General features: G+C 61.3%; 22 protein-coding genes. 16 read left to right on the forward strand and 6 right to left on the reverse strand.

Annotated elements, in window-relative coordinates:
* Window positions 1-233 precede the first annotated feature (233 nt).
* A complete protein-coding gene (gene miaB, locus CIW53_RS06465) occupies window positions 234-1577 on the forward strand; it encodes a tRNA (N6-isopentenyl adenosine(37)-C2)-methylthiotransferase MiaB (protein ID WP_149363858.1) in 1344 nt (447 codons plus the stop codon).
* A 97-nt stretch (window positions 1578-1674) separates the two neighbouring features.
* Here the strand turns inward: miaB and CIW53_RS06470 are convergent, their stop codons facing one another.
* From CIW53_RS06470 to CIW53_RS06485, 4 genes are read right to left on the reverse strand one after another with little or no spacing between them, the layout of a single operon-like run.
* Window positions 1675-2784 carry an ABC transporter permease gene (locus CIW53_RS06470; protein WP_149363859.1) on the reverse strand — a complete coding sequence of 370 codons (1110 nt, stop codon included), beginning with the start codon at window positions 2782-2784 and terminating at the stop codon, window positions 1675-1677.
* A complete protein-coding gene (locus CIW53_RS06475) occupies window positions 2781-3731 on the reverse strand; it encodes an ABC transporter ATP-binding protein (protein ID WP_149364181.1) in 951 nt (316 codons plus the stop codon). The genes CIW53_RS06470 and CIW53_RS06475 overlap by 4 nt, the downstream gene beginning before the upstream one ends.
* Window positions 3697-4737: an HlyD family efflux transporter periplasmic adaptor subunit gene (locus tag CIW53_RS06480; RefSeq protein ID WP_149363860.1), complete on the reverse strand. Its 1041-nt coding sequence runs from the start codon at window positions 4735-4737 to the stop codon at window positions 3697-3699. The genes CIW53_RS06475 and CIW53_RS06480 overlap by 35 nt, the downstream gene beginning before the upstream one ends.
* On the reverse strand, window positions 4734-5414 hold the full coding sequence (locus CIW53_RS06485) for a TetR/AcrR family transcriptional regulator (protein WP_149363861.1): 681 nt from the start codon (window positions 5412-5414) through the stop codon (window positions 4734-4736). The genes CIW53_RS06480 and CIW53_RS06485 overlap by 4 nt, the downstream gene beginning before the upstream one ends.
* A gap of 131 nt (window positions 5415-5545) precedes the next feature.
* Between CIW53_RS06485 and CIW53_RS06490 the strand changes: the two genes are divergently transcribed.
* The 5 genes from CIW53_RS06490 to corA all read left to right on the forward strand — a co-directional run bounded on the left by CIW53_RS06490 (window position 5546) and on the right by corA (window position 10470).
* On the forward strand, window positions 5546-6526 hold the full coding sequence (locus tag CIW53_RS06490) for a PhoH family protein (RefSeq protein ID WP_149363862.1): 981 nt from the start codon (window positions 5546-5548) through the stop codon (window positions 6524-6526).
* Window positions 6523-7059: an rRNA maturation RNase YbeY gene (gene ybeY, locus CIW53_RS06495; protein ID WP_242451793.1), complete on the forward strand. Its 537-nt coding sequence runs from the start codon at window positions 6523-6525 to the stop codon at window positions 7057-7059. Before CIW53_RS06490 ends, ybeY begins: the two co-directional genes overlap by 4 nt.
* Before the next feature lie 157 nt (window positions 7060-7216).
* Window positions 7217-8062 carry a transporter associated domain-containing protein gene (locus CIW53_RS06500; RefSeq protein WP_149363863.1) on the forward strand — a complete coding sequence of 282 codons (846 nt, stop codon included), beginning with the start codon at window positions 7217-7219 and terminating at the stop codon, window positions 8060-8062.
* A gap of 116 nt (window positions 8063-8178) precedes the next feature.
* A complete protein-coding gene (locus CIW53_RS06505) occupies window positions 8179-9384 on the forward strand; it encodes a DUF4105 domain-containing protein (protein WP_149363864.1) in 1206 nt (401 codons plus the stop codon).
* Between the two features lie 63 nt (window positions 9385-9447).
* Window positions 9448-10470 (forward strand): magnesium/cobalt transporter CorA, encoded by a 1023-nt coding sequence (corA, locus tag CIW53_RS06510; RefSeq protein ID WP_149363865.1) that lies wholly within the window; start codon window positions 9448-9450, stop codon window positions 10468-10470.
* Window positions 10471-10547: 77 nt separating this feature from the next.
* On the opposite strand, the gene CIW53_RS06515 is transcribed toward corA, so the two are convergent.
* Window positions 10548-12677 (reverse strand): S9 family peptidase, encoded by a 2130-nt coding sequence (locus CIW53_RS06515; RefSeq protein ID WP_149363866.1) that lies wholly within the window; start codon window positions 12675-12677, stop codon window positions 10548-10550.
* Window positions 12678-13246: 569 nt separating this feature from the next.
* Between CIW53_RS06515 and CIW53_RS06520 the strand changes: the two genes are divergently transcribed.
* The 5 genes from CIW53_RS06520 (at window position 13247) to CIW53_RS06540 (ending at window position 19109) form a co-directional block, all read left to right on the forward strand.
* Window positions 13247-13705, forward strand: coding sequence for a pilin (locus tag CIW53_RS06520; RefSeq protein WP_149363867.1), 459 nt, complete (start codon window positions 13247-13249; stop codon window positions 13703-13705).
* Window positions 13706-13824: 119 nt separating this feature from the next.
* Window positions 13825-14265 (forward strand): pilin, encoded by a 441-nt coding sequence (locus tag CIW53_RS06525; protein WP_149364183.1) that lies wholly within the window; start codon window positions 13825-13827, stop codon window positions 14263-14265.
* A 52-nt stretch (window positions 14266-14317) separates the two neighbouring features.
* Complete coding sequence (locus tag CIW53_RS06530) at window positions 14318-16261, forward strand: hypothetical protein (RefSeq protein ID WP_149363868.1); 1944 nt, start codon at window positions 14318-14320, stop codon at window positions 16259-16261.
* 156 nt (window positions 16262-16417) lie between these two features.
* Window positions 16418-16894, forward strand: coding sequence for a pilin (locus tag CIW53_RS06535; protein ID WP_172969601.1), 477 nt, complete (start codon window positions 16418-16420; stop codon window positions 16892-16894).
* Between the two features lie 199 nt (window positions 16895-17093).
* The gene (locus CIW53_RS06540) at window positions 17094-19109 is read left to right on the forward strand and encodes a hypothetical protein (protein WP_149363870.1); all 2016 of its coding nucleotides are present in this window, start codon (window positions 17094-17096) and stop codon (window positions 19107-19109) included.
* A 20-nt stretch (window positions 19110-19129) separates the two neighbouring features.
* Here the strand turns inward: CIW53_RS06540 and CIW53_RS06545 are convergent, their stop codons facing one another.
* The gene (locus tag CIW53_RS06545) at window positions 19130-19924 is read right to left on the reverse strand and encodes a hypothetical protein (protein WP_149363871.1); all 795 of its coding nucleotides are present in this window, start codon (window positions 19922-19924) and stop codon (window positions 19130-19132) included.
* Between the two features lie 234 nt (window positions 19925-20158).
* On the opposite strand from CIW53_RS06545, the gene CIW53_RS06550 reads away from it, so the two are divergent.
* The 5 genes from CIW53_RS06550 to asnB all read left to right on the forward strand — a co-directional run bounded on the left by CIW53_RS06550 (window position 20159) and on the right by asnB (window position 26237).
* Window positions 20159-21406 carry an oligosaccharide flippase family protein gene (locus tag CIW53_RS06550; RefSeq protein ID WP_172969602.1) on the forward strand — a complete coding sequence of 416 codons (1248 nt, stop codon included), beginning with the start codon at window positions 20159-20161 and terminating at the stop codon, window positions 21404-21406.
* Window positions 21407-21431: 25 nt separating this feature from the next.
* Entirely contained in the window at window positions 21432-22115 is a 684-nt protein-coding gene (locus CIW53_RS06555; RefSeq protein WP_172969603.1) for a class I SAM-dependent methyltransferase, read from the forward strand.
* Between the two features lie 26 nt (window positions 22116-22141).
* On the forward strand, window positions 22142-23239 hold the full coding sequence (locus tag CIW53_RS06560; protein ID WP_149363874.1) for a glycosyltransferase: 1098 nt from the start codon (window positions 22142-22144) through the stop codon (window positions 23237-23239).
* Window positions 23240-23313: 74 nt separating this feature from the next.
* The gene (locus CIW53_RS06565) at window positions 23314-24300 is read left to right on the forward strand and encodes a class I SAM-dependent methyltransferase (RefSeq protein ID WP_149363875.1); all 987 of its coding nucleotides are present in this window, start codon (window positions 23314-23316) and stop codon (window positions 24298-24300) included.
* A complete protein-coding gene (asnB, locus tag CIW53_RS06570; RefSeq protein ID WP_149363876.1) occupies window positions 24300-26237 on the forward strand; it encodes an asparagine synthase (glutamine-hydrolyzing) in 1938 nt (645 codons plus the stop codon). The genes CIW53_RS06565 and asnB overlap by 1 nt, the downstream gene beginning before the upstream one ends.

Raw genomic sequence — 26237 nt, forward strand, 5'->3', positions numbered from 1 at the left:
TTCGTGCGTTGGCGAACATTCCTGCAACTTCGAATCGCCCTGCCCGGGCAAGCCGCCACCGATGCCGGGCCGGGCGGCGATACATCGAATGAGATGACGGCCCGAAGCATCGGCTTGACGACGCAAGTGCTTGATCCGTCGTGCCGATTTACTGGCAGGCGCGTCGGCACCAGGGTAAACTGTACGGTTCAGCGGATCGCACGTCCTGCTTCACAAACCACGGTACTCATGCCATGAGCGGCAAACTCTTCATCAAGACCCACGGCTGCCAGATGAACGAGTACGACTCGGCCAAGATGGCCGACGTACTGAAGGCCTCGCACGGCATGGAACTGACCCAGGACGAGTCCGAAGCCGACGTGATCCTGATCAACACCTGTTCGATCCGCGAAAAGGCGCAGGAAAAAGTGTTCAGCCAGCTCGGCCGCTGGAAGCAGCACAAGAAAGACGGCAAGCCAGTGCTGATCGGCGTGGGCGGTTGCGTGGCATCGCAGGAAGGCGCGGCGATCGTCAAGCGCGCACCCTACGTCGACCTGGTGTTCGGCCCCCAGACCCTGCATCGGTTGCCGCAGTTGATCGAGGCGCACCGCGCCAGCGGCTTGCCGCAGGTGGACATCAGCTTCCCCGAGATCGAGAAGTTCGACTGCCTGCCCGAGCCGCGCGCCGAAGGCCCTACCGCGTTCGTGTCGATCATGGAAGGCTGTTCGAAATACTGCAGCTACTGCGTGGTGCCGTATACCCGCGGTGAGGAACTCAGCCGCCCGTTCGACGACGTGCTGGTGGAAGTCGCCCAGCTCGCCGCGCAGGGCGTGCGCGAGGTCAACCTGCTCGGCCAGAACGTCAACGCCTACCGCGGCCCCACCTTCGACGGCGGCATCGCGGATCTCGCCGTGTTGATCCACGCCATTGCGCAGATCGACGGCATCGGCCGCATCCGCTTCACCACCTCCCATCCGCTGGAGTTTTCCGACTCGCTGATCGAGGCGTACGCGAACGTGCCGCAACTGGCGAACTACCTCCACCTGCCGGTGCAGGCCGGCTCCGACCGCATCCTCAGCGCGATGAAGCGCGGCTACACCGCGCTGGAATTCAAGCAGAAGATCCGCAAACTGCGCGCGGTGCGCCCGGACATCTGCGTGTCGTCCGACTTCATCGTGGGTTTCCCTGGCGAGACCGAGGCCGACTTCGAGAAGACCATGAAGCTGATCGACGACATCGGTTTCGACCAGAGCTTCTCCTTCATTTTCTCCTCCCGCCCCGGCACGCCGGCGGCAAATCTTGCCGACGACACGCCGGCGGCGGAAAAGCATGCACGGCTGAGCCGGCTGCAGGCGGCGATCAATGCGAACGCGAAGGCCATCAGCCAGGCGATGATCGGCAGCGTGCAGCGCGTGCTGGTCGAAAAGCCCAGCACCCGCGACCCCAGCGAACTCACCGGCCGCACCGAGAACATGCGCTTCGTCAACTTTCCCGGCAACCCGCGCCTGATCGGCCAGTTCGTCGACGTGGAAATCACCGAGGCGATGAGCAACTCGCTGCGCGGGCGAGTGAAGCTCGCGGCTGAAGAAGCTGCCTGAGCCCGGCTTGGGCGCAACCTCCCCGTGGGAGCGACTTCAGTCGCGACAGCTCTTCGACACGTCAGGCATCGCGACTGAAGTCACTTCCACAGCAATATCAATCCAGCCGCTTGCGGAAACGCAGGATCGCGGCGGTCATCATCAACACGATGAACGCGAGCAGCGCCAGCCCGTCGGGCCACAGCTCCCACAGACTCGCGCCGCGCAGCATCACGCCGCGGATCAACCGGAGGAAATGGGTCAGCGGCAGCACTTCGGCGATCCATTGCGCCACCTTCGGCATCCCGGCGAACGGGAACATGAAACCCGACAGCAGGATCGACGGCAGGAACACGAAGAAGGTGATCTGCATCGCCTGGAACTGCGACTGTGCCCGGCTTGAAATCAACAGGCCCAGCGAGAGGTTGGCCAGGATCAGCAGGCCGGTGGCCAGATAGACGTCCAGCAGGCTGCCGCGAATCGGCACCTTGAACAGCCAGATGCCCAGCGCCAGGATGACCGTGGTCTGCACCAGCCCGATCGCCACGTACGGCAACACCTTGCCGACCATCAGCTCGGCGCTGGTCAGCGGGGTGGCGATCAGCAGCTCCATGTTGCCGCGCTCGCGTTCGCGCACGATCGCGATGGCGGTGAACAACACCATCGTCATGGTCAGAATCACGCCGATCAGACCCGGCACGATGTTGATCGCCGACTGCCGCTGCGGATTGTAGAAACCGACCACGCTGATCCGCGGCGGCATCGGCGTGCTGGTGGCCGGCGCGCGCGTATCCGGCGCGGCACTGTCCAGCGGGGTCTGCGCGAGTTGGGCCGCCGCCACCTGCACCGTGCTGTCGCTGCCATCGACCAGGACCTGGGCCACCGGACGACCGTCGATGCGGCGACGCTCGAAATCTGCCGGGACCACGATGCCGATGCTGATCTGGCCGCGACGGATCATCGCCATCAGCTGCTGCGGAGTATCCGCGTGGGCCACCGGTGCGACCACGTCGGTGGCGAGCATGTCCATCACCAGTGCGCGCGAACCGGCGCTGTTGGCCTGATCCACGATGCCGGCATCGAGCCCGCGCAGATTCAAGTTGATCGCGTAGCCGAACAACACCAGCTGGATCACCGGGATGCCGACGACCATCGCCAGCGTGATGCGGTCGCGGCTCAGCTGCCGCAACTCCTTGATCACGATCGCCCAGAGCCGGCGCCAGTTCATGCCGCCTGCTGCCGCTGATCTGCATCGCGGCGGGTGACCGCGACGAACACGTCCTCGAGGTTCGCCTGCACCGCCACGGTCGCTGCCTGTTGGCCGGCTCCGGTCAAGGCATCGTCGATGACCCGGCAGGTATGCTCCGCTCCCTCGCCGTCGGCCGCGGGCTCGGCCATCAACACGCGCAGGCTGGTGCCGACCTGGGCGACGCTGAGCACCCCCGGCAGATCGACAATCAGTTTCTGCGCGCGCCGCGGTTCGGCCGCCTCGACGATGAACGTGCGCCCGCTCAGCCGGGCGGTCAATTCGCGCGGCGTGCCGTCGGCGACCAGCACGCCGTGATCGAGGATCGCCAGCCGATGGCAGCGTTCGGCCTCGTCCATCAGGTGGGTGGAAACCAGCAAGGTGGTGCCGGCATCGGCCAGCTCGAACAGCTTCTCCCAGAAGTCGCGGCGCGATTCGGGGTCGACCGCACTGGTCGGCTCGTCCAGGAACAGCAGCTCGGGCTCGTGGATCACCGCGCAGGCCAGCGCGAGGCGCTGCTTCTGTCCGCCACTCATGGTGCCGGCGAGCTGTTTCTGTAGATCGCCGAAATGATATTGCTCGATCAGATCGTCGATGCGGGCTCGCGTGCGCTTGCGCGGCACGCCCTGGATCGCGGCCAGGAACTCCAGGTTTTCGCGCACCGTGAGATCCTCGAACAGCGAGAATTTCTGGGTCATGTAGCCAATGTGGGAACGCAGCGCCTCCGCTTCGGCGGGAACGCGCAGACCCAGCACCTCGATCTCGCCCGCGCTCGGGGTCAGCAGGCCGCAGAGCATGCGGATCGTGGTGGACTTGCCCGAACCATTCGGCCCGAGAAAGCCGTAGACCTTCCGCGACGGCACTTCCAGGTCGACACGATCGACCGCCACCAGATCACCGAAGCGGCGGGTCAGCCCGCTCGCCCGGATCGCGACGGCGGCGCCCTCCTCCTTCATTTGCCACCCGTGGCGAACTCGACCCTGACCGGCAGGCCAGCAGGCCAGCAGGCAGGCTTGCCGCGTCCGGGCCCAGCGACACCTCGGCCAGGTAGCTCAGGCGGGCCGCGTCATCGCCGATCAGCGCGTAGTAAGGAGTGAAATCCGGTTCGCTGCGCACCATCCTGACCTTGCCTGCATAGGGTGTGGCGCGGTCGCCCACGAACACCCGCAGCGCATCGCCCACATGCACGTTCGCCCGTTGCTGCACCGGCACGTAGATGCGCGCGTACGGCGCGTCGCCGACCAGCAGGATCGCCAGCGGCGCGCCGACCGGCGCCTGGTCGCCGAGCCGGTACGGCAGGCTGTCGACCCGTCCCGCGCGCGGCGCCACCACATGCAGTTTCGCCAGCAGCACGCGATCCGCCTCGGCCTGCGCCTGTGCCGCCGCGAGCGCTGCGCGTGCCTGGGCGACCTGCTCCGGACGGGTGCCGTGCAGCAGCAAGTCGAGCGCCGCCCGCGTTGCCGCCGCTTGGCCGTCGGCACTGCCCGCGGCGGCGCGGGCACGATCGAGATCAGCCGCGGCGACGTAGTTGCGGCTCTTCAGGGCCTGCAAGCGCTGGTAGTACGCCCGGGTCTCCCGCGCCTGTGCCTGGGCGGCCGCCAGGCTCGCCCGGGCCTGCGCGATATCCTCGCTGCGGGGACCGTTCTCCCGTTCGGTCAGCACGTCCTGCTGCTGTTGCGCCTGGGCCAGCGCCGTGGCCAGCCCGGCCCGCGTCTGCGCCTCGTCCAGTTGCAGCAGGGTCTGTCCCGCGGTGACGCGCTCGCCCTCGTGCACGTCGATCGCGACGATCCGCTCCGCCACCACCGCCGGCAGGGTGATGCGGTCGTATTCCAGTGTGCCCAGTGCCTGCGGCGGCGCCTTGTTGCAACCTGACGCCACCGCCGTGACCAGCACGACCAGGGCGAGGACCCGGCCGGAGTTTCCCGCGATGATCATGAGGAGTCTCCCGATTCAGCCGCGCCGACGCCATGATCCAGCAGTGCCAGCGTGTGGTTCAGCAATGCATCCGTATCAAGCTCTTCCGCGCCGAACGCGCGCCGCCAGATCGGCGCGCCAGCGGCAGGAAACAGGGTCAGGCCGACCAGTGAAACGACCAGCAGCCGGGGGTCGAGCGCCGCATTCAGCAGCCCCCGGGCCTGGGCCACAGCGAAGCGCTGCGCCAGCATCTGCGGCAGGTTCGGCACGACCCGGCTGAACATCAGCTCGCGCAGCGAACCGCCCTCGCACAACACCTCGCGGACCCACAGCGGAGGCAGCCACGGATTGCGCGCCACAATTTCGCCGACCCCGCGCGCAAACGCCTCCACCAGCGCCCGCGGATCGTCGCCCGCCTGCTCCAGGTGCTCGCGCAGGGGCGCCACCGCCGGCAGCAGTCGCTCCTCGATCAGCGCCTGGGTGAAGCGGGCCTTGTCGCCGAAGTAGTAATGCAGCATTGCCGGGGTCACCCGGGCCTCCGTGGCAATCGCGCGCAACGAGGTGGCTTCGATGCCGGTGCGCGCGAACTGCGCGGCGGCGACGTCGAGCAAGCGCTCGCGCAGGTCGCCATCGTCGCCGCTGGGGCGACCCGCCCCGCGACTTCGCGGGTGCCTGCTGGATGGCTTGGCCGTGGTCATGGACTTAAATTAATTCAATGATTAATTACATGCAAGCAGCGGTGTGAGCCGACGCCCGCGCCAGCCTCCCTGCGGCGGCAGGGACGACAGCAGTGGTTCCGTCGCCGGGCGCGCGCTAACCTAGCCGGCTTATGAGCGAACTGAACCAGCGCGACTTCGCGCTCGATCCGGAAGACAACGCCCGCCTCGCCAACCTGTGCGGGCCGTTCGACGAGCACCTGCGCCAGGTCGAACTGCGCCTGGGCGTGGAGATCAACCACCGCGGCGGCATTTTTCAGGTAATCGGCGAAGACGCCCCGGCCAGGGCTGCCGAGAAAGTGCTGCGCTCGCTGTATGCGACCACCGGGGACGAATCGCTGACCGGCGCGCGGATCAACCTGCACCTGGCCGAGTCCGGCATCGACGCGATCATCGAGCCGTCGACCGAAGGCACCCAGGAAGTGGCGATCCGCGTCAAGCGCGGCGTGATCAAGGGCCGTGGCGCGAACCAGGCGCGCTATCTGCACGCGATCGCCACCCACGACATCAATTTCGGCGTGGGACCGGCCGGCACCGGCAAGACCTATCTGGCGGTGGCCAGTGCGGTCGAGGCGCTGGAGGCGAATCGCGTACAGCGCCTGCTGCTGGTGCGCCCGGCGGTCGAGGCCGGCGAGAAGTTGGGCTTCCTGCCCGGCGACCTGTCGCAAAAAGTCGACCCCTACCTGCGCCCGCTGTACGACGCGCTGTACGAAATGCTCGGCTTCGAGAAAGTGGCCAAGCTGATCGAACGCAACGTGATCGAGATCGCGCCGCTCGCTTACATGCGCGGCCGCACCCTCAACGATTCATACGTGATCCTCGACGAGGCGCAGAACACCACGGTCGAGCAGATGAAGATGTTCCTGACCCGCATCGGCTTCGGCACGGTGGCAGTGATCACCGGCGACGTCACCCAGGTCGACCTGCCGCGCAACACGCGATCGGGCCTGCGGCAGGCGGTGGAGGTGCTGCGCGACGTCAGCGGCATCAGCTTCACTTTCTTCACTTCGCGCGACGTGGTGCGCCATCCGTTGGTGGCGAAGATCGTGCGCGCGTACGAAGCGTTCGAACAGAAGGACGAGGACGCTCCATGAGCTTGCGTCATTCCCGTGCCGTTGCGGGGGCGGCTTCATCGCAGGCAAAGACATCGCGACTGAAGTCGCTCCCACAGGGCAGCGCCGCGGTACACGTCGGCTACGCCGTGCCGCGCGCCGGCCTGCCCGCGCCGGCCAGCTTCCAGCGCTGGGTCGAAGCGGCGTTGCGCGGCGCGAAGCGGCGCAAGCCGGGCGAATTGGCGATCCGCATCGTCGACACCGACGAGGGTCGCGCGCTCAACCGCGACTATCGCGGCAAGGACTACGCCACCAACGTGTTGTCATTCCCGGCCGAGCTGCCTCCCGGGGTGGCCCTGCCGCTGATCGGCGACCTGGCGATCTGCGCGCCGGTGGTGCTGCGCGAAGCCGCCGAGCAAGGCAAGCTGGCGCGCGACCACTGGGCCCATCTGACCATCCACGGCGTGCTGCACCTGCTCGGCCATGACCACATCGAGGATGCCGAAGCCGAGGCCATGGAAGCGCTGGAAACCCGCATCCTCGCCGGCCTCGGTATCGCCGATCCGTACCTGTAGGAGCGCACCCTGTGCGCGATGTTCCCGGATACCCAACGCGATGCATAGCGCACAGGGTGCGCTCCTGCCGTGGTTTGCAGCACCCGTGCCCTGAACCGTCCATATTTTTCCGCTAGAATCGGCCTTCCGCCCGCAATGGGCTGAATCCAACCGAGTAATGAACGACGACCCTGGCAGTACCGGCGGCCCGGCCCATCGCACCTGGTGGGATCGACTGGGCCACATGTTCTCCGGCGAACCACGCAACCGCAGCGAACTGCTGGAGGAGTTGCGCTCGGCCCAAACCAACGGACTGCTGTCCGTCGACACCCTCACCATGGTCGAGGGTGCCATCAAGGTCACCGAACTGAGCGTGGACGACGTCATGGTGCCGCGCGCGCAGATCGTGATGCTGGCGGCCGAATCGCCGCTGCCGGACATTCTTGCTGCCGTGGTCGAATCCGGCCACTCGCGCTTCCCCGTACATGGCGACGACAAGGACGAAATCCTCGGCATCCTGCTGGCCAAGGATCTGCTGAAATTCTTCGGCGCGGCGGAGCATTTCGACATCCGCGCGATCCTGCGCCCGGCGGTGCTGATTCCCGAGTCGATGCGACTGAACGTGTTGCTGGAGGAGTTCCGCCTGTCGCGCAACCACATGGCGCTGGTGGTCAACGAATACGGCGGCGTCGCCGGCCTGATCACCATCGAGGACGTACTCGAGCAGATCGTCGGCGAAATCGACGACGAGCACGACGACGAGGAATATCCCGAACTGATGCACGAACAACCCGGCGGCGGCTGGCTGGTCAGCGCATTGACCCCGATCGAGGATTTCAACGGGCAGACCGGCGCCGACTTCTCCGACGAGGAATACGACACGGTCGGCGGCATGGTCACCTCGGAATTCGGCCACCTGCCCGAGGTCGGCGAGGAAGTCGCCATCGGCGACTACCTGTTCCACGTCACCGAGGCCGATGACCGCCGCGTGCAACAGTTTCGCGTAGCCCTGCAAAAAGGCTGACCCGCAACGCGCGATCTTGTGGGAGCGACTTCAGTCGCGATGCTCTTGTGTTCGATCAGCGAAGCATCGCGCCTGAAGCCGCTCCCCCAGGGCACCACTACGACAAGGCTGGATTCATGCGACACATCGGTTCCGCGTTCTGTCTCGCCATGCTCTGGCTGGCCTTCGCTCTGCCCGCCCGGGCCAGCGTCGCCAATGCACCCGGCGCCAACCTCAAGGTCTCGCTGATCACCTACGGCCCGGGCGAAACCTACTGGGAGCGCTTCGGCCACGACGCGATCGAGTTGCGCGACGTCGCCTCGGGGCAAGCGATCAACTTCAATTACGGCGTGTTCGATTTCAACGAGTCGAACTTCTTCCTCAACTTCGCCCGCGGCCGCATGCATTACCTGATGGACGCGGCCCCAAGCGCCATCGACGAAAGCTTCTACGTCGAAAGCGGGCGTTCGGTTACCCGACAGCAGCTCGCGGTCACTCCGGACCAGGCCGCCGCGCTGCGCGATTTCCTGCTGTGGAATCTTCGCCCGGAAAACGCCCGCTACAACTACGACTACTACGTCGACAACTGCACCACCCGCGTGCGCGATGCCCTGGACATGGCATTGGGCGGCATCCTGAAAACCCAGCTCGGCGCGCGCGCCGGCGGCATGACCTATCGCCAGCAGACCGACCGCCTGATGAGCGCCCAGCCCTGGCTGATGCTGGTGATGGATCTTGGCCTGGGACCGTACGCCGACCAACCACTGAATGCGTGGCAGGAAAGCTTCCTGCCTGAAGTGTTGCAAACCCAGCTGCGCGAAATACGCATCGACGACGGCCACGGTGCCACCCGGTCGCTGCTGCAGGGCGAGCAACTGGTTTCGCCAAACCGGCTGGAAGCACCACCGGCAAGCGCGCCCGACCTGCGTTTGCCACTGGCGTTGAGTGGACTGCTGCTCGCCGTGCTGATCGTGTCGACCCGGCGCTGGTGGCCCACCGGCTACGCCCTGCTCGGCACGCTTTACCTTCTCTGCGCAGGGCTTGTCGGGCTGCTGCTGCTGGCGCTGTGGACACTGACCACCCATCACTCGGCGTGGGCCAACGCGAACTTGCTGCTGTTCAATCCGCTGGCGTTCATGCTGCTGCCGACGCTGTGGCGTTCACGGCGCGGCTTTGCCGCTTCGCGCTTCATGGATGGCGTGATCGTGCTGCAGTTGCTCGCCATCCTGATCGCCGCCCTGTTGCACCTGCTCCCCGGCACCGTGCAGCAAAACCAGCCGTGGCTGCTGTTCGCCCTGCCATGCTGGCTGGCTCTGGCGTGGAGCTTGCGCCGCCGCCGTTGAACGCAGCCGCGCCGTTGAAAACCCGCAATTGCCCCGTCATCAGGCGCGGGGCATGATGCGCGCATGAACCTGATCACGCCGCCATCGTCGCTCGCGCCACCCGCCACCGACCAGCCGATGGTGGTCAACTGCATCGCCTATCGGAAGGACGGCAGCCGGATCGGCGACGTCACCCTCGACGCGATCAGCGACGTGCTGGCCGAGCCGGATACCTTCGTCTGGGTCGGCCTGTATGAACCCGACGAGGCGTTGCTGCTCAAGATCCAGGACGAATTCGGCCTGCACGACCTCGCGATCGAGGATGCACACGCGGCACACCAGCGCACCAAGATCGAGACATATGGTGACTCCCTGTTCCTGGTGGTGCAGACGGCCCAGCTGATCGAAGGCCATCTGGCCTTCGGCGAAACGCACATCTTCTTCGGTCCGCGCTACCTGGTCACCGTGCGTCACGGCGCCTCTCAATCCTACGCACCGGCGCGACGTACCTGCGAACACGCACCGGACCTGCTGGCGAATGGCCCCAGCTACGCGTTGTACGGCGTGCTCGACTTCATCGTCGACAACCTGCTGCCGATCGTGCGCGACTTCCGCGAAGAGCTGCAGCAGCTGGAACAGGACATCTTCGCCGAAACCTTCAAACGCAGCACCGTGCGACGGCTGTACGACATGCAGCGCGACCTGATGACGCTGCGCCTCGCCGTGGCGCCGCTGCAGGACATCATCAGCCAGCTGGTGCGACTGCACCCGAACCTGATCCCGGACGAACTGCGCGCGTATTTCCGCGACGTCTACGACCACGTATTCCGCGTCAACGAATCGATCGGTGCGATGCGCGAAATGCTGTCCGCGGCGATCAGCGTCAACCTTTCGCTGGTCAGCTTCGGCCAGAACGAAGTGATGAAAAAACTCGCCGGCTGGGCCGCCATGCTCGCCGCACCCACCCTGCTCACCAGCTGGTACGGCATGAACTTCCAGCACATGCCGGAACTAGGCAAGCCATGGGCCTATCCGGCAATGATCACCGTGATGGCCCTCGTCGTCGGCGGCATCTACCTGGGGCTGAAACGGGCGAAGTGGCTTTGAGCTGAAGCCTCGCGACTGAAGTCGCTCCCACAAAAAAACGGCGACCCGAAGGTCGCCGTTTTCATTGCAAGCGCAGGTCAGTTCGACACCGCTCTCGGCGCATCCTTGGCCGTCCACTTCTTCAGCCAGCCATTGACCGCATCATGCCACTGCACGCTGTTGTGCGGCTTCAACACCCAGTGGTTCTCGTCCGGAAAGGTAAGGAACTCGCTGGGAATGCCGCGACGCTGCAAGGCGGTGAACGCGCCCAGGCCCTGGGTGATCGGAATGCGGAAATCCTTGCCGCTGTGGATCACCATCATCGGCACGCGCCAGTCCTTGACGTGGTTGATCGGGTTGAACTTCTCGTAGTTCTCGGGATGCTCGTACTGGGTGCCGCCGTTCTCCTTTTCCTCGAACCACAGCTCTTCGGTGTCGTAATACATCGCGCGCGCATCGAACACGCCGTCATGATCGACCAGGCATTTCCACGGCTGGTTCCACACACCGGCGATCCAGTACGTCATGTAGCCGCCGTAGCTGGCGCCGAGCGCGCAGGCGCGATCGCCATCGAGGAAGCTGTACTTGTCCAGCGCAGCCTTCCAGCCGAGTTTCAGATCCTCCAGCGGCTTGCCGCCCCAGTCGCCGGAAATCGCGTCGGTGAACGCCTGGCCGTAACCGGTGGAACCGTGGAAATTCACCGTGACCACGGCAAAACCCTGGCCGGCGTAAGTCTGCGGATTCCAGCGATAGCTCCAGCCATTTTCCATCGCCCCCTGCGGGCCGCCATGGATGATGAACGCCACCGGATAAGTCTTGCCCGGCTGGTAGCCGACCGGCTTTACCACGTAGCCTTGCACATTGGCGTTGTCGACGCCCTTGAAGTTGAAGAATTCGAAGTCGCCGACCTTCGCCTCTTTCAGATCGGCGGCGTTGTAGTGGGTGACCTGTTTCAGATCGCGGCCGTCGGCCTTCGCAAGATAGACATCGGCCGGACGCTTCAGGTCATCGCGGGTCAGCAGCAACTTGCCCGCAGCCAGCGAAAAACCGCCCACGGTGCCATCGCCGACCAGTTGACGCACCTTGCCGCTGGCCGCGTCGATCGCGAACAGCGGGTGCTGGCCGTTGTCGTCGGCAGTGGCATACAAGGTCTTGCCGTCCGCCGAAATCGTCAGGCCGCCGGGTGAGCGATCCCACTGCGGATCCACCTCGTGCCTCGTACCACTGGCCAGATCCAGCGCCATGATCGCGAAGCGGTCGGCCTCGAAACCCGGCGTCTTCATCGCCAGGTAATACAGCGTCCTGCCGTCCGGCGATGCCACCGGGAACGCATCCCACGCCTTGTTGTCCGCGGTGAGGTTCTTCGGTGCAGCCGAACCGTCTGCCGGCACGCTGTACACATCGAAGTTGGTCGACCATGGCTCGGTCGTGCCGGCAATGCGCACGTCGAAATACACGCTCTTGCCATCCGGCGCGAACGCAAACTCGCTCTCGTCGCCAAACGGCTTGCTCGGCACGTCGCCGTCGATACCGCGGCTCAGCAGCGTCGGCTCGGCCGGCAACTGGCCCTTGCCATCGAACCTGGCGACGAACAACTGATTGCGCCGGCCGTTGGCCCAGGTATCCCAGTGCCGCACGAACAACTTGGTGTACAACGTGCCGCTCGCCTTGTCCTTGTCGCGCGCTGCAACCCGCTGCTGCGTGCATGCCAGCGTGGCGCAGTCGGTGAACACCTCATACGACAACAGCACCTGTTTGCCATCCGGCGACAGCTTGTAGCCGCCCAGGTCCAGCACGGCGTGGCTCACCTGCACCGACGCCGCGTGCCTCGCCAGATTCAATCCTTCCTTGCCGCCCAGATCCACGCGCCACAACTGCGCCACGCCCTTGGCCGGCGCCACGAAATACAGGCTGCGCCCATCCGCCGACCAGCGTGCCGAACTGCCCTTGTCCAGCACCTTAACCGGATCTCCGCCCTTGCGCAGATCCAGCACGTAGACGGCATTGACACCCTTGTTGGCGGCGTAATCGGTGCTGCGCACGCCAAACGCGGCATAGCGCCCGTCCGGCGACAGCTGCGGATCGCTCACCCGATCCATCATCACCAAGTCGCGCACGTTGAAAGGATGCGCTCCCTGCGCCTTGGTAAAGGTGGTGTCCACCACATCGCCCGCCATCGCGGGTGCAGCCACCAGCGCAAGCAGCAGCGCGGCAATCAGAGGTTTCATCGCTTTTCCCCAGTTGAGCCAAACCGTGACGGTAAGCGCCAGCGCGGGTGCAGGCAAGCTTTCCTGCCAACAGTTCACCGATACTCGTCCGACAATCGCCTTTCAGAGCGAATCGACCGCAACTTTCATCGCGAAGCAATGCTTGTCCACGCGCCGGCTTCAGTCACGGGACGATCTTGTCGATGGATGATTGAGGCACGCGAGCAATGGCTTTGAGAAGGCCATCGCAATGAACAATGATGGTGATGAAACCACACCAAACTGACAATATTTGTCACTAAATGCCCCATAACGACATCCAACGATCTGCCGAATTCATCACGCTTTGCGCACCGCGCAAAGTCAGCTCACTATCGCTTGTAGACTTTCGTGACGAGCGGCACAATGCCGGTGCCCGTGGATATGCGGGAATACACCAGCGGCAGGTCGTGGCATGCAACCTGCTTGATTCTGCCGCGAGCTTCCTGGTCGTTCCTGACCACAAGTATGGAGACCGGTCCCCAAGGGGAATTCAGGACTGGAGCTCAGGGGGCATCACTACGGTTAGCTAACCAAACAGAGGAACCACCATGAAGAACATGCAGAAAGGCTTCACCTTGATCGAATTGATGATCGTGGTTGCGATCATCGCGATCTTGGCGGCCATCGCGATTCCGGCTTATCAGGATTACATCACCCGCTCGCAGTTCGCCGAGTCGCAGACGATCGCCGACGGCATGAAGACGCCGGTTCAGGAATTCGTCGCCGCAAAGGGCACTTGCCCCACGAACTCGGAGGCTGGCTCCGCCATCCTGCCCGCTGCCAGCTACGAAGGTAAATATGTCGCGAAGGCAGAGTCGGCCGGAACCGCCGATGCCCAGGGTGGTGGTTGCACAATCACCGTAACATTCAAGGGGACTGGATCGGTATCGACCCCGCTTGCAGCAAAAACTGCCGTGTTCAAGGCGGCCAACGCAGGCGGCGCATATACCTGGACTTGCACCAGTGAAGTTCCCAACAAGTACCTGCCGCAGGTTTGCCGCCAGTAAGCCTCGCAGTCACTTGAAGTTGTCCCGGAGGCCCTTCCTTGGAAGGGCCTCCGCATTTGGCAGACAACGCAAGTCAATGTCGTATTGAAAACAGGACCAATGCTGCCACAGGGGGGAGCATGAAACGTCCATCAGGATTCACTCTGATCGAGTTGATGATTACCGTGGCCATCATTGCCACTCTCACCAGCCTGGCGATCACGACCTACACCCAGTCCATTGCCAAGGCCCAAATCAGCGAAGCGCTCACCGTCACCGATGGCCTGAAGGCCGACGTGCTGAATTACTATCGTCAAACGGGCAAGTGCCCGGTTCAGGGCATAAGTGGCGGGCTGGCCAGCAGTCCGGCGAGCTATTCGGGAAAATATGTCGCCAGCGTGGGGGTCACCACCGCAGCTGGCTCGTGCATCATCACCGCCACCATGCGCAGCGCCAGCGTGGCACCCGCCTTGCGTGGCAAGCAGGTGACATTCACCATGACCGATTCGTCCACGAACTCCACACATTGGTTGTGCAGCAGCGATGCGGCAGCAGTCTACGTTCCGCAGACCTGTCGATGATCCGTACCTGCCCTGGGCTTGCAATGGCGCGCCACTCAACGATATCGATTCCATGGTGCTGAAGAAATTTCGCTGGATGTGGCTTGGTGCTCTCCTTCTGCTCTGTGTTGCCTTGTACTGGCCCGGCTTGCACGGCCCGTTCCTGTTCGACGATTTCCCCAACCTCGCGGCACTGACCAGTATCGACCACGTCGGCAATTGGCGCGATCTCGGCATCTATCTTTCCCAGCCGCGCGGATTCCCGGGTCGCCCGTTGTCCATGCTCAGCTTTCTTTTGCAGAAGGCTTCCTGGCCGGATCATCCATTTCCCTTCAAGCTGGTCAACCTTGGCATCCACTTGCTGTGTGGCCTGCTGGTCTATCGGCTGACCACGCTGCTGGCACGCCATTACCGATCCGAGCGCGCCGGATTCGTCCGCATCGACGAGACCGGCGTATTCACCGCAGCCTTGCTGGCAACCGCGGCCTGGCTGCTCAACCCCATCCAGATTTCCGGCGTGCTGCTGGTGGTGCAACGCATGACGTTGCTGATGGCGTTGTTCGTGCTGCTTGGGCTGCTCGCCTATCTCAGGGGATTGCTTGACGACAACGCCACCGCCAAAAGACGTGCCGCCTGGATGGCACTGGGGCTGGGCGTATGCATGGTGTTGGCCGTTCTGTGCAAGGAGAATGGCATCCTGTTGCCGCTGTTTGCCCTGGTGCTCGATGCCACCGTGCTGCGTGCGCAAGTGGCGGGCCTGCCGTCGGGACTCAAATGGTGGCGACGCTCGCTGATCTGGCCCAGCGTGCTTTTTGTGCTGGGCTTCCTGGCGAGCCAACTTGCCCATCTGGGTTCGAATGGAGGGATTCGCGACTTCACGCTGGGCGAACGGCTATTGACCGAACCGCGTGTCGTCTTCGACTACTTGGGCAATATCTTTCTGCCGCGCTTTGGTCTTTACGGGCTATACCACGACGGCTTCGCCATATCGCGCAATGTACTCGCGCCATGGACAACCCTGCCAGCGATCATCGGCATCCTGGGGACGGCCATCGTGGGTTTCATTTCACGACGCCGCTGGCCACTGCTGGCGCTCGCCATCCTTTGGTATCTCGGTGGCCAGCTGCTCGAAAGCAGCAGCGTAATGCTGGAGTTGTACTTCGAGCATCGCAATTATGTACCCATCATCGGACCGTTTATCGCCATCGCGCTGGGTCTCGTCGGCAGGTCGGAGCCCCTCCTTCGCAAGCGATTGATGGGCGTAGCCATCCTGTGGCTGGCCGCATCGGCGTTCACCACCTTTCTCAGCACTCGGGTGTATGCGTCGGAAGATCGTCTGGCGATGGCGTGGGCCGCAAACCAGCCCGAATCGAGCCGCGCGCAGACGATGCTGGCCGGCCGCCTCTATCTGCATGGTCAGATGGCGCTGGCGCTGACGACGGTGGAGTCGGCGCTCGCCAGGCATCCCGACAATGCGGGGCTGGCGGAAAATCTGGTTTACCTGAAATGCATGCGCGGGGATCTTGCCGACACCGACATGCAGGCGTTGACGACGCTTCTGCGCACCGCACCTTTCGACCGCGGCGGATTCACCAACATCGAAACGCTGCGCCTGCTGGTGAACGCGCACCAGTGCGCCCCATTGAACGCGCAGAGCTGGCAGTTGCTTGTTCACGCATTGCTGGCAAACCCGAACTATTTCGACGGCGTGGCCAGCGGCTTTCTGCACTATCAACTGCATGAGGCCGCCGTGACCGAAGGGGATCTCGGCGAAGCCATTCGTCAACTCGACGCCGCCTACGCAAAAGACCCCGACGCGGAGATCGTGCGGTTGCAGGCGAAATATCTCGCCAGCGCCGGGCTTTACGACCAAGCCATCGCCACACTGCAACACGCCAACTACAGTCGCTTGCCGCTGCTGCGGCGATTGTTGGTGAATGATCGAGCCATCAATGAGCAGGCGATCAACATTCTCAAGCAGCAGCAAGAAGTCGCACCACAACCGAAAAGCCCATAGTCGGCACCGAGTGATCGGACTCTGCTCGGCAAGCATCACGATACGTCGACGATGGGTGGATGCTTAATTCATGCGAGCCCGCCGGCCCTGAACCAGGGCTTCGCGACTGATGTGCGAAGCGGCTCGACTTTCAATCCGCAAGCCACGGAGCCGATCATGCATGCACAGCAAGGCAAAACGAATATCACGGCGATCGTCGTCATCGTGCTCATCGTGGCGATCGTCCTCATCGCCTTGCCTTTGTGGCGCAATCACCGGATTGCCGGTCACGTGAGTGAAGCACTAGGCGCCACCGATGCGGCGAAGGTCGCAGTGACGGAGGCCGCCACCGTTCACGGTGGACTGGAGCATGTCAAAGCCAGTGAACTGGGGTACAACACCGCCGCCTCGGTCAGCCCTTACGCGGCACGCGTCAGCGTTGCCGACGGCGGGCGAATCACCCTTGTCACCAAGGGCACCGGTGCAACCCCGGATATCCAGTTGTTGCTGACCCCAGAGCAGGGCCCGACAAGCGCCATCATCTGGATTTGCAGCATCCTCGTGGGAGAAGCCGATTCGGTCCCCGCCAACTGTCGCAAAATGGCGGCGACGAAAGTGCCAGTTTCGACGGCGCCTGCAGCAACGGCGCAGTAGCCGCGCCTTCAAGCCCGAAAGCTCCTCCTGACGTCATGCCGGCGGACACCGCTTCGACCCCGCCCGCTGCTCGGGCCGCGCTCGGCGTGAACGGGCGGGAAGTCTGGCTGCCCTCCACGCAGGCACATTCGGATATACCTCATACATTCATACATACTTGTCTGCAACAGCCCCATCTTGTTGCCCGCGAGTGAGCCGAATGATCCATGCCCAAAGGTTCCGATTTTCCGGTTCGGGACTGTTTCTGCTGTCGCTCGTCCTGGTCGTCGCCATCTATTGGGCCGGCCTCCAGGGCAGCTGGCTGTTCGACGATTACCCGAACATCGTCGACAACCACGCCATTCAAGTGCACGACGCCAGCCTTTCGTCGTTAGTCGGCGCCGCGCTGTCCTCGCCGGCCAGCGAATTCAAGCGACCACTGGCTTCGCTGAGCTTCGCAGCCAACTATCTCGCCAGCGGCCTCGACCCATACTGGATGAAGCTCACCAATCTGGCATTCCATCTGTTGAACGGACTGCTGGTGTTCCTGTTGACCCGGGTGCTGCTGCGATCGGGCCATGCGACCACCGAAGCGCGATCTGGCGTAGTTGCTGCCCTGGTCGCCGCCAGCTGGATGCTGCTGCCGATCAACCTTACCGGCGTGCTCTATGTGGTGCAGCGCATGGAGAGCATGGCCAATCTGTTCGTTCTGCTGGGCCTGATCGGTTATGTCGTGGGGCGTCACAAGATGCTGGCGCTGACTGCTCCTTGCCCGCCCACCTCTGGAGAGCTCGGCTGGACGCACCTCTCAACCGGCAACCGAGGCTTCATCCTCTGTCTGGTCAGCGTCACTATCCCGGCGGCCTTGGGCATCCTGGCGAAGGAGACGGCGGTGATGCTCCCGCTGTATGCGTTCCTGATCGAATGGTGCTTGTTCGAATTCGCGCGCGCCGGAGACACCGCTCCGGTTTCGACATCCGAAACACCAAAGGTCGAACACCGCGACCGGCGCATTGTCGTGCTGTTCCTGCTCGTTCTGGCCATACCGATGGTGGCGGGGCTGGCATGGCTGCTACCCGGCATCATCAAGCCGGAGGCTTGGGTCACCCGGGACTTCAGCCTGACCACCCGCCTGCTCAGCGAGACACGCATCATCGTTGATTACATCGTGTGGACGTTGTTGCCGTCACCGGATGCGCTGTCGTTCTATCACGACGATTTCCTTATATCGACGGGGCTGCTCACGCCGTGGACCACGCTGGCAAGCATCGCGTTCCTTGGTGCATTGCTCGGGCTGATGATCTGGCTGCGCCGACGCGTACCGTTGGCCGCACTTGGCATCGCACTTTTTCTTGGCTGCCAATTGCTCACCGGCACCATCCTGCCGCTGGAGCTGATCTACGAACACCGAAACTACTTCGCCAGCTTCGGGTTGATGCTGGCGATCGTGCCGCTGCTTGCAGCACCGCGTAATGAGCCGTTCGCCCTGCCTCGCCACTTGGCGCTGGGCGGACTGCTGGCGTGCTGGACAACCTTGACCGCCTTCACCGCCTACGCCTGGGGCAATCCGCTGCGGCTTGCCGAGGACCTCGCTTCGCGCGCGCCGCAGTCGCCACGCGCTCAGTATGAACTGGGACGTACCTACATCATCTACTCACACTACGACCCCGGATCGCCGTTTACGCAACTGGCCTATGCACCGCTGGAAAAGGCTGCCTCACTGCCCAACTCTTCGATCCTGCCGCAACAGGCACTGATCTTCATGAACTCCCGCATGAAGCTGCCGATCAAGGATGCATGGTGGGACAGCATGATCGCCAAACTGCGGATGCAGCCACCTGGCGTACAGGACGAGAGCTCTCTGAACGCCCTGACCCAATGCGCAAGCGAACGACATTGCGACCTGCCGCGTGACCGGATGACACAAGCGTTCACCACGGCGCTATCACACCCCAACCCGAGCGCCCGCGTAATGGCCACGTATGGAGATTACGCCTGGAACGTGCTCCGCGATCACGTCCTCGGCGAGCGAATGACGGCCGAAGCTGTGCGGGCTCAACCCAGTGAGCCTGCCTACCAGATCACCTTGGTTCGCATGTTGGTTGCCCAAGGTCGCAGAGCTGAGGCCAAAAAAGTGATGGAACAGCTTATGACCTTGAACACTGGTGGACGTTTGGACAATGTTCTGACCGAACTTCACGGATTGCGAGGCATGAAAGAAGGAGCAGACAGGTGAGGTCCATGACGCATCCCTGCTCACTCCCCAACACACGATTTGTGCAGCAGCAGATAAGCGCCGCAGGTTGCACGATCCGCGGCCTCGATATGACGAAAGCGCTTCGCCAGGCGTTGTGACTCCGGCGCCCGTTCAATCCGTACACAACGGTGCTCCATGAGTCCGGCTATTGCCGCCAGAGTACGATGCGCCCGAAGCGGCTGCCGATTCAGCAGATAACCGCGTCGCCCGACAAACAGCGCCCATAGCCAATCCGGACAGGCCCAATGACCATCCCATGCCCGGAACAGCGAGTGCGAGCGGAAGTCTATCTGATGTGATGCATATCCACCTGCGCGCAGCCATCTCGTCGTTGCCAGATAGGATGCTTCCAGGTCGGAAACGTGCTCCATCACCGCATTGGACAATAGGAAGTCGATCGAACCGGCGTCCGCCCCACCCACCCGCTCCCAAGGCGTGCGATAGTCGATCACACCCGGATCCGGGCATTCCCCACTTACTATTCGACGCAACCAAGCGACACGTTCTACGTTCAGCCCATCGCGCAGACGTTGTTCCCCAATCAGCTCGATTGGGAACGCACTGCTCTCCAGATCGAGAGCAATTTCCGGGAAAATATCCCTGCCCGGAATGGGTGCGCGACATATGAACAACGTCACCAAATCATCGAACACACGCAGGTTGTTAGCTCGATCCGCGTGAACCAAAGCATCCAGCGCCACGTACCGTTGAGCACCGCTAAGCAGCGCCGCGAGCCCAACACCGATGGAGTCACCTGGACCAAGCTCTGCCACGACCGCCGGAAATTCCTGCATGCCTCCTTGACGCGCAAGCACCAGGTGTCTGAGCCAGATGCAATAGCAATATTCGGCCGAACTGGTACCCCCAGTCCCTTTGTACAAGGAATCTGGAACTCCCGGCAAAAAACTAAGCAGCCCGTAGGACAACTGTCTAAAATTCATCGGTTCCCCACGTTTTTGAGACGACGGACGATTCCGTAACAGCCGGCATAAATGTCATTATCGCTCACTCGCCATTGGTCAATCTGGATGTCAATCGCACAAATCAAACAGATGGTATCGTGGCGTCCGGGACAACTCGCACGTAACACAGCACACGCAAGCGGCTGGAACATTCTGCGGATAGCGCTGCAGGCAAGCAGCCTGATCCTGATGGCGAGGATTCTTGGTGCCGAAGGCTACGGCAAACTGGCTGGCACAGTTGCTCTCTATGTCACCTTCGCGCAATTTGCGGGATTAGGCAGCGGCATCGCATTGGTGCGACATCTCGCACGCGCAGGCGAGCTCCACGCGCGTATGTCAGCAACACAACGCACCTACCTTGCGACCGGTATGGCACTATTCGTGCTGATATGGCCGCTTTCGATCTTGACTCTGGGCGGAACGCTGAGCCCAACGACTCTCGCTTTTCTCGCCTGCGCGGAATTGGTGGTTGCTCCTATGCTGCTGCCACTCGCATACCGACATCAAGCTGAGGAGAACATGTTCCTGTCGGGAGCGATTCTGACGCTCGCTCCGTTTGCACGCTTCCTCGCGGTGCTCTACGCACTGGTAGCACAGGTACATGATGTGGCCGCCTTTGCTCCACTGTATCTTGGCTGGCTCACCATCGTGGTGTCTGGCGCACTATGTTTTGCATGGCCGCGCGGTGGTGATATGCGACAGAGGCCATCACTGATCGCCACGATACGCGAAGGACTACCTTACGTTATCAGCGGGGTTGCGGTAACAGCAGGCGGCGAACTGGACAAAACTATCCTGCTTCGCTCCGCGGGTGGTGCGCTCGCTGGACAGTACGCCGCAGCCTACCGAATCATGCAGGCGATGACACTACCCGTAAATTCATTGATCATGGCGGTCACCCCACGTCAATTTGCTGCCAGTGGTCCGGATCATCGCCGGCAAAGGAAGTGGCTTTTCGCGACAACAATTCTATATTCAACAATCGCCGCAAGTTTCTTATGGCTACTCGCGCCCTACGCCTCCTTAGCCCTAGGGAACGAATTCCAGGAATCAAGCAAGCTGTTAAGATTTCTATGCTTAGTGATTGTCACCAACTCGGTGCGCCAGGTCGTGGTGATGCTGTTAACCACCGGCGGCATGCAGGCCGCTCGGAATGTTGTGGAAACAGGAGCCGTTGTCGTTTCCGTTGCGGCGATGCTGATATTGATTCCAATTTTTTCCATCGTCGGTGCCATCACCGCTCTTATCGGCGCAGATGGGATTGCAATCTTATTCGGCCTATACTCGTTGAGAAAAAAGGACAATACGGCATGACGCGTCATAGCCAGGATTAATGTTGATGGAACAGAGAAAAATTTGGCGCCACTATCAGACAGCTCATCCCGAATCATTTTCGGGCGCCGCTACACGTCTCCACTACCTTTCGCGGCAGCTACCCTTTAGGTCTCTTGTGCTCAATATCGGCGTTGGCTCTGGACAATTCGAGCGTATAGCTAGCGACCAGGGGCATCGCGTGATCAGTCTTGATCCGGATGTCTTATCGCTGCACCTGGCTCGCGGTAGCAATAACATCAATTCGGTCGCTGCTCTTATACAAAATCTGCCTTTTTCAGATTCTTGCATCGATGCGGTCGTGGTTTCTGAAGTAATAGAGCACCTGGATAACGACACTCTGGGAAACGGCCTTATTGAAATTCGACGCATATTAAAGCCGGGAGGCATGCTTCTTGGTACAGTGCCGTTCGACGAAGATCTCAAGGCATCAGAAGTCATCTGTCCTCATTGCGGCACATTGTTTCATAAAGTTGGCCATGTTCAATCCTTCAATTTAGCATTCATGCGCAGCGTGCTAGAAAATCAGTTTGAAAACATTACTGTCTACAAGCGCGCCTTCATGAATTCACCTCAGTTAAGACCATCAAAGAAATTCATTGCCTACATTCGTAATTTCTTGGTACTAGGCGGCGTTCTCACACGAGAGACAACGCTGGTCTTCAAGGCATCAAAGCCAAATCCGGATTGAGTATTTTCTAAGATTGGTTACCAACATTGGTCAAGGACAAAAAAAAACTTACTTTCTTTCTACCGGATTTGTCAGCCGGAGGGGCCGAGCGCGTGCTGCTTGCGATCTCCGGCGAAATCGCAGCGCGCGGTCACCGCTGCGACCTCGTGACCGCACAATCTGGCGGGCCATGGCAACATGCGGTGCCTACTGGTGTTCGCCACGTATCACTGGAGAGCACCAAGCCGTTGCACTCAGTGCTCAAACTTGCCCGCTATCTAAATAAAGAACGCCCTATGGCGATACTTTCGTCCGTGTTTTCAGCCAACTTTGCAGCATTACTTGCGTGTCATTTATCCACATCGAAAACTCGCTGCATTGTACGCGAGGCCTACCGCGCCGGTGAAGAAATTAAGGCCCCGTCCACGGTCACCACGTACGCCAATAAGGTAGCGCTGCGCGTGCTATATCACCGCGCCGACGCAGTCGTCGCTCTTTCGAGCGAACTCGCGGCGCATATAGGCGATATGGCACATGTTCCAGGAAACCGAATTCACGTGATACCAAACCCGCTACTCCCCTCCACAAAAACTCTAACAAGCAAAATCCGCACACCTCGCCTTGACGGAGTTCCGATAGTCTTAGCCTGTGGCAGACTGGAGTTGCAGAAGGACTTCGCCACGTTGCTACAGGCTTTCGCACTCGTCCGCGCTCACAAACCCTCACAATTGGTCATTCTGGGCTCGGGTTCACAATTAGGATCGCTTAAATTGCTTTCGGCACGTCTTGGCATTGAGGATGATGTGCACTTCGCGGGGCACGCCTCGAATCCACACGAATGGATGCGTCATGCGGAAGTGTTCGTATCTACCTCGCGATGCGAAGGTTTCCCGAATGTCTTGCTTGAAGCACTAGACAGTGGCTGTCAAATTGTCAGCACAAACAGCTCGGATACGGTAGCCGAAATTTTAGATGGAGGGCGACTAGGCACTATAGTTCCAGTGGGAGATGCATTGGCGATCGCGCAATCCGTGGTAGAAATTCTGGACGGAATTCGAAAGCGCCCGTCCGCTACTGAGCATTTACGCTCATATGATCTTTCAACGATTACAGACCGCTACTTAGACGTATTGTTGGGTAATTAAATGCGTCAGCCCTGAGTGGATTCTTTCATGACGATCGCAATTTAAATCCTAATTGGACTTTTCTGACTTATACCATGAACCCTAACCACTCAAGGTTTGCGGATCCGGCTGACGGTTTACCGCTGAGTAAATCCGGCAACAGTCTGTTTGCCCAAAACAGCCAAAGTTATCCGATTATCCGTGAAATTCCGCGCTTCGTATCGACCGAGAATTATGCGCAGGCGTTCGGGGAACAATGGAACCGGTTCCCGAAAACACAACTGGATTCGCACACCGGAATTCCTCTCTCGGAAGAGAGACTGGCCAGATGCATGCAAGGCAGGCTTCCAGAGGTTGCCGATCGGCGAGTGCTTGAGGCAGGCTCAGGTGCCGGCCGCTTTACCGAAATTCTTCTCAAGTACGGGGCGCTGCTTGATTCGTTCGATTATTCCTGCGCGGTCGAGGCCAATGCGGCCAATAATGGCTCATCCGACAAACTGACACTAGCGCAGGCGGATATCCGTCACATTCCCTTTCCGAAAAACACCTATGACTTTGTAGTTTGCCTTGGTGTGCTTCAACATACTCCCGACCCAGAGCAAAGCATCCGTTCACTCTGGAGCATGGTGAAGCCGGGCGGGAGCTTGGTCATCGATCATTACCGGTGGAAGCTCAGGAACTTCTTGCCGCCGCCGCTGGGTGTAGCTGGCCTTCTCTATCGACGATATTTTTTGCGGCTGCCAAAAGGTCGGCAATTCGACGCCGTCAGACGGGTATACGACTTCTGGTTCCCTTGGGTGTGGCGCTTTCGTGAATCGAAGGCGATGCAGTTTCTCCTTAGTCGATTCACGCCGATCGTCTGCTACTACCCTCACTTCGGGCTCAGGGACAAGCAGATGTATTACGAATGGATGCTGCTGGATACTCATGATGCGATGACCGATGTATTCAAGCATCGGCGATCTCCTGCAGCTATACGTAAGACGCTGAAAGAATTAGGAGCGTGCAACATCCGAGTCACCACGGGAGGCAACGGTGTCGAGGCATACTGTGAAAAGTCGCTTGAAGCAGGCCCGGCCTGATGTGCGGAATTGCCGGTCTGCTTGACCCATCCCACCATTGCCCGCATACGCTGTCTGCGATGCTGGACAGCATCGCGCATCGCGGCCCGGATGATGAAGGCAGCTGGATTGACGATGCTGGTATCGCACTCGGCCACCGGCGTCTGTCAATCATCGACCTAAGCGCCGCGGGGCATCAACCGATGCTGTCGGCGAGCAACCGTTTTGTGCTGAGTTTCAACGGTGAGATCTACAATCATGCCGTGCTGCGTACAGAACTTGAACGCACTGGTCGAGCACCGAACTGGCGCGGACATTCCGACACCGAAGTACTGCTGGCAGGCTTCGAAGCCTGGGGTATCGACGCCACGCTGGAGCGGTGCAACGGCATGTTCGCGCTGGCACTTTGGGATCGACAGCTACGTGCGTTGGTGCTGGCACGCGACCGCATGGGTGAAAAGCCGCTTTACTTTGGCTGGGTGGGGGGAACCTTCGCTTTTGCTTCCGAGTTGAAGGCACTCGTACACGTGCCGGGTTGGTCGGCGCGAATGCATCAGGCGTCCATCGCCTCGTTTCTCGGATCGGGTTATATCCGGGGACCACGATCGGCGGTTGTAGGGATCTATCGGCTCCCTCCCGGTTGCGTGCTGACATTGACATTGGACCAGATGCGCAGGGTGCATGACTGGGAACAACTGTCAGCCCACATCTCGCGTTTCTGGTCCTTGCGTTCAACAGCAATCGATGGCCTGGGTGCGCCACTGACACCTGATGAATCGGTGGTCGATACCCTCGAAGCCCTGTTGCGTGATGCCGTGGGGCTTCGCATGGCCGCCGATGTGCCACTCGGCGCGTTTCTCTCAGGCGGGATCGACTCCAGTCTGGTTACAGCGCTGATGCAGGCGCAGTCTTCACGTCCCGTGCGGACCTTCAGCATCGGCTTCGATGAGGTCGGCTATGACGAGGCTCCGCATGCACGAGCCGTGGCCACTCACCTCGGAACCGAACATACAGAGCTATATGTCAGCCCTGACGACGCACTTTCACTGGTCCCCAGCTTGTCCAAGACGTTCGACGAACCGTTCGCAGACAACTCACAAATACCCACGTTGTTGGTATCCCGGTTGGCCAGACAGCATGTGACTGTTGCGCTGTCGGGTGATGGTGGCGATGAACTGTTCGCAGGTTACGGACGCTACTTCGCGATACTCCGGCTATGGCAGATGTTTGGGCCGCTGCCAAAAGTGCTTCGTCGCAACATCGCGCCGGCGCTAGCGATGATGGCGGCCATCTTGCGCCCGGTCGCGAGGGTTTCCGCCGCAGCCAATAGCCTGTCCCATCGGTTTGCCCGCCTGTCCGAACGCATCGCCGTCGTCGATATTGATGCGCTGCGGCTGTCATTCATCGGTGGCACCGGCCTGTCGCGACTCAAGCGCGACGGAACGTTGCAAATTTTCGATCATTGCCGCGCACCATCTGGGGTGGACGATACCTTGCGGCGGCTTATGTACGGCGATCAACTCGATTATTTGCCGGATGACATTCTGCATAAGGTGGACCGCGCCTCCATGGCCTCCAGCCTGGAAGCCCGTGTCCCCCTGCTTGATCATCGCGTCGTAGAATTTTCATGGCACTTGTCAAATGAGATGCTGGTCAACCATGGTCAAGGCAAGTATCTGTTGCGCAGCGTGCTGGAGCGATATGTGCCACGCGCGTTGACCGATCGTCCCAAACAAGGTTTCTCGCCTCCCATGGGAGCATGGCTGCGCGGCCCATTGCGCGATTGGGCGGAATCACTGCTATCTCACGCCTCACTCCGCGAGCTGCCGATGCTAGACGAGGGGTTCGTCCGCATGCTTTGGCGCTCACATCTGGATCAAAGCACGGACGCAAGTATCGCGTTGTGGAACGTCCTGATGCTCGCGGACTGGCGCCAGCGATTCCAGGCGACTTCGTAG

Origin of the sequence: Rhodanobacter sp. T12-5, from assembly GCF_008329435.1 — a bacterium.
GTDB lineage: Bacteria > Pseudomonadota > Gammaproteobacteria > Xanthomonadales > Rhodanobacteraceae > Rhodanobacter.

What these genes read in the sequence shown, in the direction of transcription:
- CIW53_RS06520 (WP_149363867.1), top strand. Translation starts at nt 13,247, where the DNA reads ATGAAGAACATGCAGAAAGGCTTCACCTTGATCGAATTGATGATCGTG.
- CIW53_RS06505 (WP_149363864.1), top strand. Translation starts at nt 8,179, where the DNA reads ATGCGACACATCGGTTCCGCGTTCTGTCTCGCCATGCTCTGGCTGGCC.
- CIW53_RS06555 (WP_172969603.1), top strand. Translation starts at nt 21,432, where the DNA reads ATGGAACAGAGAAAAATTTGGCGCCACTATCAGACAGCTCATCCCGAA.
- CIW53_RS06480 (WP_149363860.1), bottom strand. Translation starts at nt 4,737, where the DNA reads ATGATCATCGCGGGAAACTCCGGCCGGGTCCTCGCCCTGGTCGTGCTG.
- CIW53_RS06470 (WP_149363859.1), bottom strand. Translation starts at nt 2,784, where the DNA reads ATGAACTGGCGCCGGCTCTGGGCGATCGTGATCAAGGAGTTGCGGCAG.
- CIW53_RS06485 (WP_149363861.1), bottom strand. Translation starts at nt 5,414, where the DNA reads ATGACCACGGCCAAGCCATCCAGCAGGCACCCGCGAAGTCGCGGGGCG.
- CIW53_RS06530 (WP_149363868.1), top strand. Translation starts at nt 14,318, where the DNA reads ATGGTGCTGAAGAAATTTCGCTGGATGTGGCTTGGTGCTCTCCTTCTG.
- ybeY (WP_242451793.1), top strand. Translation starts at nt 6,523, where the DNA reads ATGAGCTTGCGTCATTCCCGTGCCGTTGCGGGGGCGGCTTCATCGCAG.
- CIW53_RS06515 (WP_149363866.1), bottom strand. Translation starts at nt 12,677, where the DNA reads ATGAAACCTCTGATTGCCGCGCTGCTGCTTGCGCTGGTGGCTGCACCC.
- CIW53_RS06540 (WP_149363870.1), top strand. Translation starts at nt 17,094, where the DNA reads ATGATCCATGCCCAAAGGTTCCGATTTTCCGGTTCGGGACTGTTTCTG.
- CIW53_RS06500 (WP_149363863.1), top strand. Translation starts at nt 7,217, where the DNA reads ATGAACGACGACCCTGGCAGTACCGGCGGCCCGGCCCATCGCACCTGG.
- miaB (WP_149363858.1), top strand. Translation starts at nt 234, where the DNA reads ATGAGCGGCAAACTCTTCATCAAGACCCACGGCTGCCAGATGAACGAG.
- CIW53_RS06565 (WP_149363875.1), top strand. Translation starts at nt 23,314, where the DNA reads ATGAACCCTAACCACTCAAGGTTTGCGGATCCGGCTGACGGTTTACCG.
- CIW53_RS06535 (WP_172969601.1), top strand. Translation starts at nt 16,418, where the DNA reads ATGCATGCACAGCAAGGCAAAACGAATATCACGGCGATCGTCGTCATC.
- CIW53_RS06545 (WP_149363871.1), bottom strand. Translation starts at nt 19,924, where the DNA reads ATGCAGGAATTTCCGGCGGTCGTGGCAGAGCTTGGTCCAGGTGACTCC.
- asnB (WP_149363876.1), top strand. Translation starts at nt 24,300, where the DNA reads ATGTGCGGAATTGCCGGTCTGCTTGACCCATCCCACCATTGCCCGCAT.
- corA (WP_149363865.1), top strand. Translation starts at nt 9,448, where the DNA reads ATGAACCTGATCACGCCGCCATCGTCGCTCGCGCCACCCGCCACCGAC.
- CIW53_RS06490 (WP_149363862.1), top strand. Translation starts at nt 5,546, where the DNA reads ATGAGCGAACTGAACCAGCGCGACTTCGCGCTCGATCCGGAAGACAAC.
- CIW53_RS06550 (WP_172969602.1), top strand. Translation starts at nt 20,159, where the DNA reads ATGTCAATCGCACAAATCAAACAGATGGTATCGTGGCGTCCGGGACAA.
- CIW53_RS06525 (WP_149364183.1), top strand. Translation starts at nt 13,825, where the DNA reads ATGAAACGTCCATCAGGATTCACTCTGATCGAGTTGATGATTACCGTG.